Consider the following 13,698-nt stretch of genomic DNA (forward strand, 5'->3'; position numbering starts at 1 on the left):
CCGTCGTCGCAGCAGCACAGGACCAGCCAACAAGCCCCGCGACGGCGAAGCAGCCGCGTCCGCGGGCTGGTTCGCCGTGCGCGGGCTGGTTCGCGTTCAGGCGAGCTGGACGAGGGACGTGAAGTCGTCGGGCGCGGTGGGGGCGGGGGCTTCGGTGGGGGCGACCCAGGCGTCCACGCGCATCCGGTCGAGGGTGAGGTTTCCGCCGTGGTAGCTCAGGAACGCGCAGTCGGCGGCATCCCGGCCCGTCGCGATGCGCACGAGGGACCGGCGGTCCGCCAATCGCGTCGCATCGATGACGTACCAGGTCCCGTCGAGATAGGCCTCGGCGACGGCGTGGAAGTCCATCGGCTCCAGGCCCGGGGCGTAGCAGGCGGTGTACCGCGCTGGCACATCCATGGCCCGCAGGAGCGCGATCACGAGATGCGCGAAGTCGCGGCACACTCCCTGGCCGGTCATGAGGGTCGTGACCGCCGAATCCGTCCCGAGGCTCAAGCCGGGCGTATAGGCGACGGCGCCGGCCACGAAGTCGGTGACGGCAGCGACGAGCTCGGCGCCCGCGAGGCCCCGGAACTGCCGGCGCGCCTGCGAGAAGACCTCGTCGGACTGCGCGTAGCGGCTCGGACGCAGGTACGTGACGGCCTCGAGGTCGCTCGTCGGGCGCGAGGTGGGCTGCGCGTCGACGACGGCGTCATAGCGCACGGCCAGCGCGCCCGGCTCGCCCCGGAACCGGTGAAGCCGGCTGCCGGTCTGGTCGATGATCTCGATCGGGGTGTACACGCGCTCGCCCTGCGAGAACGTCAGATTCTCAGTCACGACGGGTGTGTACTGGGCCGCCGTGATCTGGAAGATGAGGTCGATCGACGCGGCCAGTTCCAGGTCGAGTTCGGCGGTCACGATGCGCTGCACCGGAGTATCCTCGCATGCTGCGATGACCTCGGGATGACGCGCCTCGAGGGCCCGTCCGCCGCGCCGTCAGAGAGGGCTGGGTCCGCGGTGGTAACCTCGATCGGTGCGCCTCCGTAGCTCAGGGGATAGAGCGTTGGTTTCCGGTACCAAAGGTCGCAGGTTCGATTCCTGTCGGGGGCACGATATCGAGAAAGGGGCCGTCCGAAGGGCGGTCCCTTTCTCGATATCTACACCACCCGTCGGGCGGGCCCCTGCCGCCGGAGGCTCCGCGCGACGCGAAGCGGCGCGTGGAGTGGCGGTAGGGCGCGGGGGCACGTTATTGAGAGAGGGATCGTCCCGGAGGGGCGGTCCCTCTCTCAATCTCTACACCCACCACCAGGCGGGCCCCCACCGCCCGAGGCTCCGCGCGACGCGAAGCGGCGCGTGGAGTGGCGGTAGGGCGCGGGGGCACGTTATTGAGAGAGGGGCCGTCCCGGAGGGGCGGTCCCTCTCTCAATCTCTACACCCACCACCAGGCGGGCCCCCACCGCCCGAGGCTCCGCGCGACGCGAAGCGGCGCGTGGAGTGGCGGTAGCCCTTCCGCTGCCGCCACCGCGTCGATAGCCTGCCCACGACAACACTCGGGGAGAAACCATGGCTCACCTCTTCGGCCGGCACGCACACGACGTCTTCGAGACGGGCTTCTACAGCGAGGACTTCGACTTCGACGTCCGCATCCAGCTCGGTATGGCCCCGTACGGCGGCGCGGATGCGGGTGAGGTACTGCGCACGATCGTCGACGTCAAGGATGGCGACCACGAGGCGTGGTTCTCGGCGTGGTCGGCCCTGGGTGCGCGTCTTCGTACGCAGGCCGAGGGGAGCGATGCTGCCGGACACCGGGTGAGCGCAGCATCCGCGTACCTGCGCTGCGCGAACGCGTTCGCTGTCGCGGTGAACGCGGCCGCGGCGCTGGGCGACGACGACCGCCTCCACACGGCGTTCCGAGCCCACCGCTCCGCCTGGGACGCATTCGTCGACCGCGCTCCGTATCGCGCCGAGCGCGTCGAGGTCCCCTACGGCGACGAGACGATGCCGGGATACTTCTTCGCCGCATCCGACGGACCCGGTCCTCTGCCGACGCTCATCCTCGTCAACGGGAGCGACGGCGCCATCAGTGGCATGTGGGCGACGGGGGGCCTGGGGGGACTACGACGCGGCTACAACGTGTTCATGTTCGACGGTCCGGGCCAACAGTCGATGCTCTTCGATCGCAACATCCCGTTCCGGCACGACTGGGAGGCCGTGCTCACACCGGTCGTCGACACGCTCGTCGCCCGGGCCGACGTGGATGCCGCCCGCCTCGCGGCGTACGGCATCAGCCAGGCCGGATACTGGCTCCCCCGGGCGCTGGCGTTCGAGCATCGGATCGCTGCGGCCGTCGCCGACCCGGGCGTCGTCGACGTGTCGCAGTCCTGGCTCGCGCACTTCCCCAAGAGCGAGCTCGCGCTGGTCGAGAAGGGCGAGAAGGAGAAGTTCGACCACGGGATGCGGCTTGCGATGCACTACTCGGCATCCGTCTCCCGCCTATGGAAGTTCCGCGCGCGGCCCTACGGCAAGGACAGCCCGTACGACACGATCGTCGAGATGATGACGTACCGCCTCTCGGACGAGGACGCGGCGCGCATCACCACTCCCCTGCTGATCACCTCCCCCGAGAAGGAGCAGTTCTGGCCGGGTCAGTCCGAGCAACTGGCGCAGATGGTGCCGAACGGGACGCTGCAACCGTTCACGGCAGACGAGGGCGCGGACTACCACTGCCAGCCGCTGGCGCGCCTGCTCACCGACGAGCGCATGTTCGACTGGCTCGACGTGCGCCTCGGGCGCTGAGGAGCCCGCGCCGCGAACGGCGAAGGCGCGCCCCTCAGGGCAGCACGATGTCGAAAGCCGGGTCACCCGGCTGCAGTACGCCGGCCAGCTGCTCGAACACCCTCCCGTCTCCGTCCGACTCGATACCGGGGCTCGACCTGTCGCCCCCGAGCAACGCGAGCAGGCGAAGCTTCGACATCCGCAGCACGAGAGGAGCATCCGTCGGTTCGGGCCGACGTCGGTAGACGAGCACGCCGTTTCGCAGCGTCACACGGTAGGTGGCGTCCAGGTCGGTGAACACGAGATCCAGGGCAAGGTCCAGATCCCATGCCGCCGGACCGTCGACCGACACCGCGAGCGAGTCCAGGAGCTGCTCGGGCGAGAGCTGCGCGACGATCGAGGGCGCGTTGGGACTGGTCGGAGTGCCGAAATTGCCCTCGGTCAGCTCGGTGGCACCGGAGAGGAAGAAGTTGCGCCACGGGCCGTTCTCGGAGCCGTAGCCGAGCTGACGAAGCGTCGCCGCGTACAGCTCCCGTACCGCAGTGTGCTCGGGATCGACGAAGACCGCATGATCGAGCAGGGTCGCCGCCCACCGAAAATCACCCTCGTCGTACGCCATCTGCGCACGCTCGATGACACGATCGACTCCCCCGATGGCCTCGACGTAGCGCTCGGCCAGCGCCTCGGGAGGATGGGGCCACAGCCGTGCCGGGTTCCCGTCGAACCAGCCCATGTAGCGCTGGTAGATCGCCTTGACGTTGTGGCTGACCGACCCGTAGTAGCCCCGAGCGTTCCACGCGTTCTCCAGCGCCGGGGGCAGCTGGATGACCTCAGCGATCTCCGCGCCGGTCATCCCCTGATTGAGCATGCGCACGGTCTGGTCGTGCAGATAGGCGTACAGGTCCCGCTGGGTCGAGAGGAACTCGACGATCTCGTCGCGGCCCCAGGTCGGCCAGTGGTGGGAGGCGAAGACGACATCGGACGCGTCGCCCCACCGCTCGATCGCCTCCGTGAGGTACTGCGACCACACGTGCGGGTCGCGCACGAGCGCGCCGCGCAGTGTGAGGATGTTGTGGAGGTTGTGGGTCGCGTTCTCGGCCATGCACAGGGCACGGAAACGCGGGAAGGAGAAGTGCATCTCGGCTGGCGCCTCGGTGCCCGGGGCCATCTGGAACTCGATCTCGATTCCGTCGATCGTGTGCCGTTCGCCTGTCTCACGGATGTCGAGGGTCGGGACGATGAGCCCGACCGAACCGGTCGAGGTCGTCTGTCCGAGGCCCGTGCCGACCTGCCCCCGAGGTCCCCGGGCCAGCACCGCTCCATACATGTAACCTGCGCGACGCCCCATCGCCGTCCCGGCATAGACGTTCTCTGCCACCGCGTGCGCCACGAGTCCCTCGGGGGCGATGACCTGCACCGCGCCGGAGTCCACCTCCTGCTGGGAGGTCACGCCGAAGACACCGCCGAAGTGATCGACGTGACTGTGGGTGTAGATGACCGCGACCACGGGACGCGCACCGCGGTGCTGCCGGTACAGGGCGAGTGCCGCGGCGGCTGTCTCGCTGGAGATCAGCGGGTCGATGACGATGATCCCGGTGTCCCCCTCGACGAACGTGATGTTCGAGAGGTCGAACCCGCGCACCTGATAGATCCCGGGCACGACTTCGAACAGACCGTGCCGCGAGGCAAGCGTGGACTGACGCCACAGACTCGGGTGCACGGATGCCGGAGGCTCGCCCTGCACGAAGGCGTAACTCTCCCCGTCCCAGACGACGCCGCCATCGGCATCCGTGATCACGAGCGGATCGAGCGTGCCGAGGAAGCCGCGCTCCGCGGCAACCACGTCCCGATCATCAGCGAACGGCAGGGTGTTCAGGGCGAGCGCATGAGCATCGACGATGGCCGGTGCCGGATCGAGGAGGTCGGTCATGGACTCAGCGTGGATGAGGTGTCCGACCGGCACAAGGGGCGAATGGCGTAGCCGGCCACGGGGTTCAGACCAGGAAGAACCCGTCGAACAGCCCGGGGTTGTGGGCGTGCACGAGCACGGCGAACACGACCGCGTCGAAGAGCAGATGCACCGTGACGACGTAGGCGAGTGACCGCGTCACGAGGAAGATGTACCCCTGTAGCAACGCGAACGGGATGGTCAGCAGCGGTCCCCACGCCTGGTAGCCGAGCTCCCACAGGAACGAGACGAACACGACAGCCTGCAGCAGGTTCGCGGTGACCGGATGCAGGTGGCGCAACAGCAGGACGAACACGGTGCAGATGAAGAAGAGCTCATCCCAGATCCCGACCGCGCCGACCCCGACGAACAGGCGCGCGATGAGGTCGGGGGTGTCGACGACTGGCCAGTTGAGGTAGACGCCGGAGGTGATGAAGTAGAACGGCAGGATGAGCCAGCCGAGCACGAGGACGGCGACAAGCCACGTCCATTGAAACCACGTCCACCGCCCGCCGCCGCGCCACGGAAAGCCGATCGCCCGATCCCGGTACACGAACCGTGAGATCAGGTAAGGGACCGCGACAGCTCCCCCGAGGGCGAGAGCGAAGCGGAGGATGGCGAGGTTGTCGAGCTCAGCCTTGAGCGGGATCGCGCTGACGATGAGCATCCCGATCGCGATGAGCGACAGGTCGCGGACGATCGACGGGGGCCGGGACACGACCCAGGCCGTCTCCCGGCGGGAGCCCGCGCGCACCGTCGGGCGCGACGGCGCGGGCGCGAACCGCTCGACGAGGACGGCGGCGATCATCCCGGCCGCCAGCAGCGTCCACCCCAGCCAAGGGATCAGGGCGACGAAGAACGCCGGCGCCGCCAGGACGACGAACCCGGCCGGCACGATCGACCACGAGATCGCAGGAAGCCGGGCCGTGACGCCGTGCCCGGCAGGGGAACCGACACTCACGGGGTTCGCCGATAGGTCAGGTCGCGGATCTCGCGTCCCGCGCGCACGCCCTTACGCTCGAAGGCCGTCAGCACCCGACCCTCGTAACGCTCTGCCCACTCGCCCTCGAACGCGCGCACGACGCCAGGTGCTGCATCCATGACCGACCGCATCTGGTCGGCGTAGTCCTGCCAGTCCGTCGCAAGACGCAGCACCCCGTCAGGGCGCAGCACGGATGCCGCGAGCGCGGCGAACTCGGTGGTGACCAGCCGGCGCTTGGTGTGCTTCTTCTTGTGCCACGGGTCGGGGAAGAAGACCCAGAGCTCATCGACGGATGCCGACGGCAGGAGATACTCGAGCACCTCCGGAGCGTTGCCCTCGACGAGTCGAAGGTTGGTAAGGCCGGCCCGGTCGGCATCGAGCATCGTCCGCGCGAGGCCCGCCCGGAAGACCTCGATGGCCAGGAAGTTCGCGTCGGGACGGGCTGACGCCCCGTGCACGATCGCGTGTCCCTGGCCCGATCCGATCTCAACGACCAGCGGCGCCGTGCGACCCCACACGGCTGCGGGGTCGATGGTCGACCCTTCCCGGATGCTCGTGGATGCGGCATCCCGCTCGACGGGAATCAGCATCCGGGGACTGACCTCGGCCCACGCGCGCTGCTGCGCTTCCGACATCCTGCCGCTTCGGCGGACGAAAGACACGGGCTGCTGACGAAAACCCGTCGAGGCGTTCTCGGCAGTCGTCACCGCGGGTGCCCGACCGCTCACGGATACCCGATGGTCCACAGCAGGAACACGGCGACGACCTGGAGGGCCAGGCACCCGAGCAGGAGCCATTGGCGGCGATGCTGCGTCGACGAGAAACGTTCGTCACCCAGCAGCGGCGACAGCGGCATCATGAGGCGGAACGTGCTCTGCTGCGGCAGGAAGACTCCGAACAGGTACAGACCGTAGCTGGCTGCGTACGCGACGATCACGAGGCCGAGCTTGCGAGTCGGCTTCGAGAACATCCACCAGGCGAAGGCCGCCATGATGGCCAGCACGACGAGAATGCCGAAGACGTTGAGGTAGGTGCCGAAGAACCGGAACCACGGCGTGAGCGGGACGAAGTCACCGGTGCCGACGAGAGGAATCCACCAGGCGGTCTCGGTGCGCACGTAGGCGTGAGGAATGCCCGTGACGGCATCGGCGATGTAGGTCCACGACAGGCCGGCAGCCGCGATCGCGAGGCCGCTCGCGGCAAGACTCAGCCGCTGCGTCCAGGGGAACGGGTCGGTGCGGTGCTGCATCCACCGCACGACGAAGACGATTCCCAGGCCCAGTGCCAGAGCGAGGACACCGGGACGTGTGTACGCCGCGAGCACCCCGACCGGCAGGATGAGCAGGTATTGGCGCCGGATGGCGAGTAGGAGCGCCGTGAAGATCAACAGAAGGAACAGCGACTCGGCGTAGGCGAGCACGAACACGAACGACAGCGGCGCGAACGTGAAGAGGACGACACCCCACCACGCGGCCTGCGGGGTCGTCACCCGACGCAGCAGCAGGAAGAGCACGAGCGTGGCGCCCAGGCTCGCGGCGATGCTGACGATGACGCCGATGATGCCCTCGTCGACTCCCGTCAGATCCGAACCCACCCGCTCGAGCAGCGGGAGGACGGGGAGGAACGCCCAGTCGTTGGTCTGGACGATCCCCTCTTCCATCGGCAGTCGGATCGGGTATCCGGTGCGCGCGATATTGAGGTAGTGGTCGGCGTCCCAGCCGGTGAGGAAGGTGAGGAAGCTGCGTACGTGGATGCCGAAAGGACCGAAACCGAGGTCTGCGAGGCGCGAGATCTCGAAGAACATCCACAGCAGGCCCATGTTGACCGCGCGTCCGATCGCCCAGATCCCGACGACCTTGGTGAGGGTGCCGGGTGCGATCGGTTCCACGCCGACGCGCGGCGACGTGAGATCGGCGAGCCAGGTGCTGAGGGCACGAGGAACTCCTCGCCATCCCCGGGAGGAGGGGGCTCTCCCTGCGGAGAGCGCGACATCCTGTCGAGAGGTGGGAACCACTGCTGACCTTCCGCGCACACAAAAGGAGGCGAGAACGCCTTCCCCCAGTATGCCAGGCCCCGACCCCGAAGCGGTGCAGCCGGGTCCGCCGGAGCGGATCAGTGCGAGGCGGTGACGTAGTCGATGAGCTCCTCCACGCGCCCCAGAAGACTCGGCTCGAGATCGCGGTAGGTGTGAACCGCCCCGAGGATCCGCCGCCAGGCCCGACTCAGATCCGCCGCGGACTCATGCGGCCAGCCCAACGCGCGGCACGTGCCCACCTTGATGTCTGTGCCGCGGGGAACGGTGGGCCACTCCCGCAGTCCGAGCGCTGCGGGCCGGACGCACTGCCAGACATCGATCTCGGGGTGGCCGACGATCAACAGGTGGGCGCCGTGCCGCCCGCGCGCGATCCCGTCAGCGATCCGTGACTCCTTGGACCCCGGGACGAGATGATCCAGGAGGATGCCGTAGCGGCGCCGCTCGGACGGAGGTTCCTCGTCGAGGAGAGCGGCCAGGCGGTCGACGCCCTCGAGATACTCGACGACCACGCCCTCCGCACGCAGGTCGTCGCCCCAGACCTTTTCCACGAGCTCCGCATCGTGGCGCCCTTCGACCAGGATCCGGCTGGCGCGCGCCACGCGCGCACGGGCCTGGGGAGCAGCGAAGGAACCGGAGGCGGTTCGGGCGGGAGTCCGCGACGGCGCGGGACGGTGCGGCACGAGCACGACGTGCGCGCCGTCGATGAGGAACCCCGGCCCGAGGGCGAATCGGCGCCTCGCTCCCCGCCGATCCTCGAGCTCGACCGTCGCCGCATCCGACTGCGTCACGGCGCCGCAGAATCCGTCGGCTTGGACCTCGACGACGAGTCCACGCTCGGCCGGGACACGCGGACTCTCAGACCGGCCGTGACCGCGCCAGCCGCTGTCGAGCACATCCGTTCCGTAGCGATCGTCCACCACCGCACCTGCCTTTCGGGCATTCACCCTATGTCGCAGGCTGTGAGGATCCGGTGTGCCCCGCGGAGCGCTTCCGCGCGACCTCACCGCCTCAATAGGATCGAGGGGCGCAGGCTGTCGCGCACCGGGAGGGGAATCGATGCCGAGTCGATGGTCGTTCGGGGCGTTCGTGAGCGCATGCGCGGCGGCGGTCGCGCTGGCGTTCACCGCCGCCCCGGCCGCTGCCACCGACCCGGTCACGCTCGGCTCCGGCTATGTCCTGGACGAGGTCGGCGCGCTGAGCGCAGCCGACGAGGCCGCGGCGAACGCTCGCCTGACCGAGCTCTACGACACGACCGGAGTCGACCTCTACGTCGTGTTCGCCGACGAGTTCACAAACCCCTCGAACAGCCAGGAATGGGCGGATGCCGTCGCTGCGGCCAACGGACTCGGGCCGAGCCAGTACATCTTCGCCGCTGCGACCGAATCCCGTCAGTTCTACATCTCAGCCGATACCGCGGGGCCCCTCAGCGAGGATCAGCTCCTGGCCATCGAGGCCGACATCAAGCCATTCCTGAGCGCTGGGGACTACCTGGGCGCGGTGACCACGGCAGCGGACGGCTTCGAGGCAGCGCTGGCCGGAGGGTCGGGTTTCGGCGGGTTCTTCACGGTGCTCCTGGTGCTCCTGGTGATCGTGGTGATCGCCGGGGTCGCGGCGCTCGTGATCTGGCTCGTCGTGCGCTCGCGGCGCACGCGCGCACCGGACGTGCACGCGATGGATCTCGGGGAACTGGCACGGCGCGCGGCGTCGGCGCTGGTCGCCACCGATGATGCGATCACGACGAGCGAGCAGGAGCTCGGTTTCGCGCGCGCCCAGTTCGGTGACGCCGCCGCGGTCGAGTTCGAGAAGGCCCTCGAGACGGCGACCGCGAGCCTTGCCGAAGCCTTCTCGCTTCAGCAGAAGCTCGATGACGGGCAACCCGACACGGACGCCCAGATCCGGGAGTGGAACCTGCGCATCCTGGAGCTGTGCGACAGCGCGAACGCCGCGCTCGACGAGAAGGCCGCGCACTTCGACGCGCTTCGCGAGCTCGAGCGCAACGCTCCCCAGGCGCTCGAGCGCGTCGCTCGGGACCGCGAGGAGGCGTTCGCTCGCATCGCGGATGCCGATCGCCGTCGCCAGGAACTGGCCGCGGCATTCCATCCGGACGCCATCGCCACGGTGGCCGACAATCCGGAGCAGATTCGGGAGCGGATCGTGTTCGCAGACGCCGCGCTCGCGACCGCGCGCAGCGCCCTCGATGCCGGCCGATCGTCGGAGGCCGCTGTCAGCATCCGTGCCGCCGAAGACGCCGTCGCCCAGGCGCTGCAGCTGGAGCGCGCGATCGACACCCTCGCGAGCGACCTGCGCGGCGCGACCACCCGCGCACAGTCCCTCATCGCGCAACTCGAGGCGGATGTGGCAACCGCGCGCGCTCTGCCCGACCCCGATGGCCGCTTGGCGGGCGTCGCGGCAGGCACCGCGCAGCAGATCGCGTCCGCACGGGCGCTGCTGAACGCGCCCCAGCAGCGCCCGCTGGCGGCCCTGCAGATGCTCGAGTCCGCGGATGCCGAGATCGACGCGGTCCTCCAGCACGCACGGGATGCGCAGGCGCAGGCCCAGCGCGCCCAACAGATGCTCGCGCAGGTCACGATGCAGGCGAGCGCTCAGATCTCGGCCGCCGAGGATTTCATCGCGGCACGCCGTGGTGCCGTGGGAGCGGAAGCGCGCACGCGACTGGCCGAAGCTCGTGCAAGCCTCGCCGCCGCGACCCGGCAACAGACCTCCGACCCGACCGGCGCGCTTGCCCATGCGCAGCGTGCCGATCACCTCGCCGCGCAGGCGATCCACGCCGCCCAACGCGACGTCGGCGCTTTCAGCGGCGGATACGGTGGCGCCCCCACGCGCGCCGGCTCGGACGGGATGATGGGCGCAATACTCGGCGGAATCGTGATCAACTCGCTGTTGGGGGGCGGCGCGCCCCGCGGCGGATTCGGGGGGTTCGGCGGCGGCAGCTCGCGGCGCGGCGGAGGCATCGGCGGCGGCTTCGGGGGCGGACGCGGTCCCGGCAGCTTCGGCGGGGGCGGCACCCGCGGACGCCGCGGCGGAGGCCGGTTCTAGCCCGCCACATCGACGTTCACCGGGCAGCACCTCTGAAGACTCAGCACTCGATACACCCAGCTTCACCCACACCCAGCAGGAAGGACACCCCGATGGCAAAGCAGTCCATCTTCGGACGCATCTCCACCCTCGTGAAGGCGAACATCAATGCGATGCTCGACCAGGCCGAGGACCCGCAGAAGATGCTCGATCAGCTCGTGCGCGACTACACCAACAACATCGCCGACGCCGAAGCGGCGATCGCCGAGACGATCGGCAACCTGCGCCTCCTCGAGCGCGACCACCAGGAAGACCTGCAGTCGGCTGCCGAGTGGGGCAACAAGGCGCTCGCCGCAAGCCGCAAGGCCGACGAGTTCCGCGCTGCGGGTGACCCCGTGGATGCCGACAAGTTCGACAACCTCGCAAAGGTCGCGCTGCAGCGTCAGATCGCGGCCGAGAACTCGGCGAAGGCTGCCGCTCCGCAGATCGCGTCGCAGACCGAGGTCGTGGGCAAGCTCAAGGACGGCCTCAACGGCATGAAGCAAAAGCTCGAGCAGCTCAAGGCCAAGTCGGCCGAGCTGGTCGCGCGTCAGAAGACCGCCGAAGCGCAGACCAAGGTCGTGGATGCCGTGAAGTCGATCGACGTTCTCGACCCGACGAGCGAACTCGGCCGCTTCGAGGAGAAGGTGCGTCGCCAGGAGGCGATCGCCCAGGGCAAGACGGAGCTCGCGGCGTCGAGCCTCGATGCGCAGTTCGAGAGCCTCGAGGACCTCGGCGAGCTCACGGAGGTCGAGGCGCGGCTGGCGGCGCTGAAGTCCGGCGGCTCCCCCGTCAAGCCCGCGATCGAGGGCTGACCGCATCACCTCATGGCTCACTTCGTCATCGCCCCGCAGTGGCAGGGTTCGGGCTCGGCCCGCGCGATGCAACTCATCGACGGCGCGGAGGCGATCGCGGCCGATCTCCCGGCTTCGGCCTGCACTCGTCTCGAGTTGCCGGTCGAAGCCGGTGAGAGCCTGGACAGCGGCATCCGCCGCGCGAGTTCGCTGGCCCGGATCCGCGATCTGGTCCGCGACGCGGTCGCGAGTCGAACCGAGCCTGTCGTCGTGATCGGCGGGGACTGCGGGGTGAGCCTCGGCGCCCTCGAGGCGGTGGCTGCCGAGGATGTCGCGCTCGTGTGGCTCGACGCCCACGCCGACCTGCACACGCCGGAGAGCTCGCCGAGCGGCGCCTTCCACGGGATGGTTCTGCGCGCCGCGCTGGGCGAGGGCTCCGACCGGCTTCGTCTCCCGCCCGGCGCCCTGGCCGCCGAGAGAGTCGTGCTGGCAGGGGTCCGGGACATCGACGACGCCGAGCGGCAGTTCCTCGACGAGCGGGCAATCCGGGTCGTCCCACCCGGCGACCTCGCCGATCCCGCAGCTCTCGTGACCGCGGTCGCAGCCACCGGAGCGAGCAGGGTGTATCTGCACATCGACCTGGACGTCTTCGATCCGTCCGTGATCACGGGGCTCTCGTTCCCGGTGCCGTTCGGTCCGGATGCCGCCGCCGTGATCAGCGCCGTCAGGGCGGTGCGCGACCGCTTCCCCCTCGTGGGCGCAACCGTCGCGGAGTTCTCACCGTCTCCCGCGGATGCTGCCATCGAGGACATGCCCACGATCTTGCGCCTGCTCGGGGCCGTGGCGTGAGTCCGATCCCGGCTCCACCGCCCGGATGGGAGGCGGCAGCAGAGCGCGCCCTCGCGCGGGGGCGACGGGTGGATCGCTGGCTGCCGTTCCTCGACTCGGTGTTCTCCCGCGCCGGCGCCACGGTCGGCACCGCCGTCGGGTTCGCGTGGGGTCTGCTCTGGAGCACGGGCCGGGTGACGCGCCATCGCGGCGCCGACGGCGTCGTGGTCTATGTCTTCCGCGGCATGCCTCGGTGGACCTTTCCCCGAGGCGGCGTCTGCGTCGGTGCCTGCTATCTCACCGCCGACAATGACGGCCCCCGAGTCCTGCGGCACGAACTCGTGCATGTGCGCCAGTGGCGCCGGTACGGCCTGCTCATGCCGCTGCTGTACCAGCTTTCGGGGCGCAACCCGCTCCGGAACCGCTTCGAGATCGAGGCGGGCCTCGAGGACGGGAACTACATCCCCCGCCGTCGCGCCCGCCGCACGATCACTCGATGAGCACCGCAGCCAACTCCTCGACCTCGTCGTCTGTCATGCCGTGGGCATGCAGGTAGTCGCGGGGAGATCCGTACGCCGCGTCAAGGCTGTCCAGCAACCTCGCCATCACGTCCGCCGGCGACCTGGTCGCAAGTTCCTCGAGGTTGACGGCATCCGGGTAGAACTGTCGGATACGCGCGATGACATCCCGGTTTCGTGAGGGGGGCAACAGCCCCTCGGTCCGCGCGTAGTCGGCGATGACGGCGCGGCGGTCGACCCCTGCCGCCGCCAAGGCGACAGCCACCGTCACCCCGGTCCGGTCCTTCCCGACGGTGCAGTGGACCAGTACCGGCTGATCGGCGATGATTCCACGGACGACGTCGACGACCCGTGACGCCGAATCCTCCACGAGCCGTCGGTACATCTCGGAGAGGGGAACATCCTCGACGAAGAACGACGCCACGGAACCGAGGAAGAGCGGGACTCGCTGCACGACGAGGTCGCTCTCGGCGATACGGCTCGGAGCGCTCGCGACCTCCGCATCGTCACGCAGGTCGATCACCCGGCGGATGCCGAGACGTGCGAATTGTCCGACACCACTGTCGTCGAGCCTGGCCAGGTTGCCCGACCGGTAGAGCACGCCCATCCGAGTGATGCCGGCGCCGGCGGGCAGACCGCCGGTGTCCCGGAAGTTGACCGCGCCGGGAATGTCGAGTGTGCTCACGTCCCTCCACCCTATCGCCGTCGCACCGCCCCGGGAGGCGCTCCTCCCCCGCCCATCGGCGGTCGCCGCGCAAGGGTCC

12 protein-coding genes and 1 tRNA gene are annotated in these 13,698 nt (G+C 69.3%); 6 read left to right on the forward strand and 7 right to left on the reverse strand.

Going from position 1 to position 13,698, the window contains the following annotated elements:
- Positions 1 to 96 precede the first annotated feature (96 nt).
- Entirely contained in the window at positions 97 to 909 is an 813-nt protein-coding gene (locus AC3ENO_RS07410; RefSeq protein ID WP_434970001.1) for a transglutaminase-like domain-containing protein, read from the reverse strand.
- Positions 910 to 1,016: 107 nt separating this feature from the next.
- Here AC3ENO_RS07410 and AC3ENO_RS07415 point away from each other — a divergent pair.
- Together AC3ENO_RS07415 and AC3ENO_RS07420 are read left to right on the forward strand one after the other, a co-directional pair.
- Positions 1,017 to 1,089: transfer RNA gene (locus AC3ENO_RS07415), tRNA-Arg, on the forward strand.
- A gap of 453 nt (positions 1,090 to 1,542) precedes the next feature.
- Positions 1,543 to 2,775: an alpha/beta hydrolase family protein gene (locus tag AC3ENO_RS07420; RefSeq protein ID WP_434970002.1), complete on the forward strand. Its 1,233-nt coding sequence runs from the start codon at positions 1,543 to 1,545 to the stop codon at positions 2,773 to 2,775.
- Positions 2,776 to 2,809: 34 nt separating this feature from the next.
- Here AC3ENO_RS07420 and AC3ENO_RS07425 read toward each other — a convergent pair whose 3' ends face one another.
- The 5 genes from AC3ENO_RS07425 to AC3ENO_RS07445 all read right to left on the reverse strand — a co-directional run bounded on the left by AC3ENO_RS07425 (position 2,810) and on the right by AC3ENO_RS07445 (position 8,636).
- Entirely contained in the window at positions 2,810 to 4,684 is a 1,875-nt protein-coding gene (locus AC3ENO_RS07425; RefSeq protein ID WP_434970003.1) for an alkyl/aryl-sulfatase, read from the reverse strand.
- A 64-nt stretch (positions 4,685 to 4,748) separates the two neighbouring features.
- The gene (locus AC3ENO_RS07430) at positions 4,749 to 5,663 is read right to left on the reverse strand and encodes a CPBP family intramembrane glutamic endopeptidase (RefSeq protein ID WP_434970004.1); all 915 of its coding nucleotides are present in this window, start codon (positions 5,661 to 5,663) and stop codon (positions 4,749 to 4,751) included.
- Entirely contained in the window at positions 5,660 to 6,319 is a 660-nt protein-coding gene (gene trmB / locus AC3ENO_RS07435) for a tRNA (guanosine(46)-N7)-methyltransferase TrmB (protein ID WP_434970094.1), read from the reverse strand. Before trmB ends, AC3ENO_RS07430 begins: the two co-directional genes overlap by 4 nt.
- An 89-nt stretch (positions 6,320 to 6,408) precedes the next feature.
- Positions 6,409 to 7,572 carry a hypothetical protein gene (locus AC3ENO_RS07440; RefSeq protein ID WP_434970005.1) on the reverse strand — a complete coding sequence of 388 codons (1,164 nt, stop codon included), beginning with the start codon at positions 7,570 to 7,572 and terminating at the stop codon, positions 6,409 to 6,411.
- 224 nt (positions 7,573 to 7,796) lie between these two features.
- On the reverse strand, positions 7,797 to 8,636 hold the full coding sequence (locus AC3ENO_RS07445) for a DUF3097 family protein (RefSeq protein ID WP_434970095.1): 840 nt from the start codon (positions 8,634 to 8,636) through the stop codon (positions 7,797 to 7,799).
- 139 nt (positions 8,637 to 8,775) lie between these two features.
- Here AC3ENO_RS07445 and AC3ENO_RS07450 point away from each other — a divergent pair, with 139 nt between their 5' ends.
- From AC3ENO_RS07450 to AC3ENO_RS07465, 4 genes are all read left to right on the forward strand, one after another.
- A complete protein-coding gene (locus AC3ENO_RS07450; protein ID WP_434970006.1) occupies positions 8,776 to 10,776 on the forward strand; it encodes a TPM domain-containing protein in 2,001 nt (666 codons plus the stop codon).
- Between the two features lie 92 nt (positions 10,777 to 10,868).
- On the forward strand, positions 10,869 to 11,609 hold the full coding sequence (locus tag AC3ENO_RS07455; protein WP_434970007.1) for a PspA/IM30 family protein: 741 nt from the start codon (positions 10,869 to 10,871) through the stop codon (positions 11,607 to 11,609).
- A gap of 12 nt (positions 11,610 to 11,621) precedes the next feature.
- Positions 11,622 to 12,437 carry an arginase family protein gene (locus AC3ENO_RS07460; protein WP_434970008.1) on the forward strand — a complete coding sequence of 272 codons (816 nt, stop codon included), beginning with the start codon at positions 11,622 to 11,624 and terminating at the stop codon, positions 12,435 to 12,437.
- Positions 12,434 to 12,916, forward strand: coding sequence for a Fe-S oxidoreductase (locus tag AC3ENO_RS07465; protein WP_434970009.1), 483 nt, complete (start codon positions 12,434 to 12,436; stop codon positions 12,914 to 12,916). The genes AC3ENO_RS07460 and AC3ENO_RS07465 overlap by 4 nt, the downstream gene beginning before the upstream one ends.
- Here AC3ENO_RS07465 and AC3ENO_RS07470 read toward each other — a convergent pair.
- Entirely contained in the window at positions 12,906 to 13,619 is a 714-nt protein-coding gene (locus tag AC3ENO_RS07470; protein ID WP_434970010.1) for a tyrosine-protein phosphatase, read from the reverse strand. The genes AC3ENO_RS07465 and AC3ENO_RS07470 overlap by 11 nt on opposite strands.
- Positions 13,620 to 13,698 lie beyond the last annotated feature (79 nt).

Source organism: Microbacterium sp. bgisy207, assembly GCF_057706855.1.

Excerpts from the sequence above, each read along its gene's own strand:
- AC3ENO_RS07455 (WP_434970007.1), top strand. The coding sequence starts at position 10,869 with ATGGCAAAGCAGTCCATCTTCGGACGCATCTCCACCCTCGTGAAGGCG.
- trmB (WP_434970094.1), bottom strand. The coding sequence starts at position 6,319 with ATGTCGGAAGCGCAGCAGCGCGCGTGGGCCGAGGTCAGTCCCCGGATG.
- AC3ENO_RS07420 (WP_434970002.1), top strand. The coding sequence starts at position 1,543 with ATGGCTCACCTCTTCGGCCGGCACGCACACGACGTCTTCGAGACGGGC.
- AC3ENO_RS07450 (WP_434970006.1), top strand. The coding sequence starts at position 8,776 with ATGCCGAGTCGATGGTCGTTCGGGGCGTTCGTGAGCGCATGCGCGGCG.
- AC3ENO_RS07460 (WP_434970008.1), top strand. The coding sequence starts at position 11,622 with ATGGCTCACTTCGTCATCGCCCCGCAGTGGCAGGGTTCGGGCTCGGCC.
- AC3ENO_RS07425 (WP_434970003.1), bottom strand. The coding sequence starts at position 4,684 with ATGACCGACCTCCTCGATCCGGCACCGGCCATCGTCGATGCTCATGCG.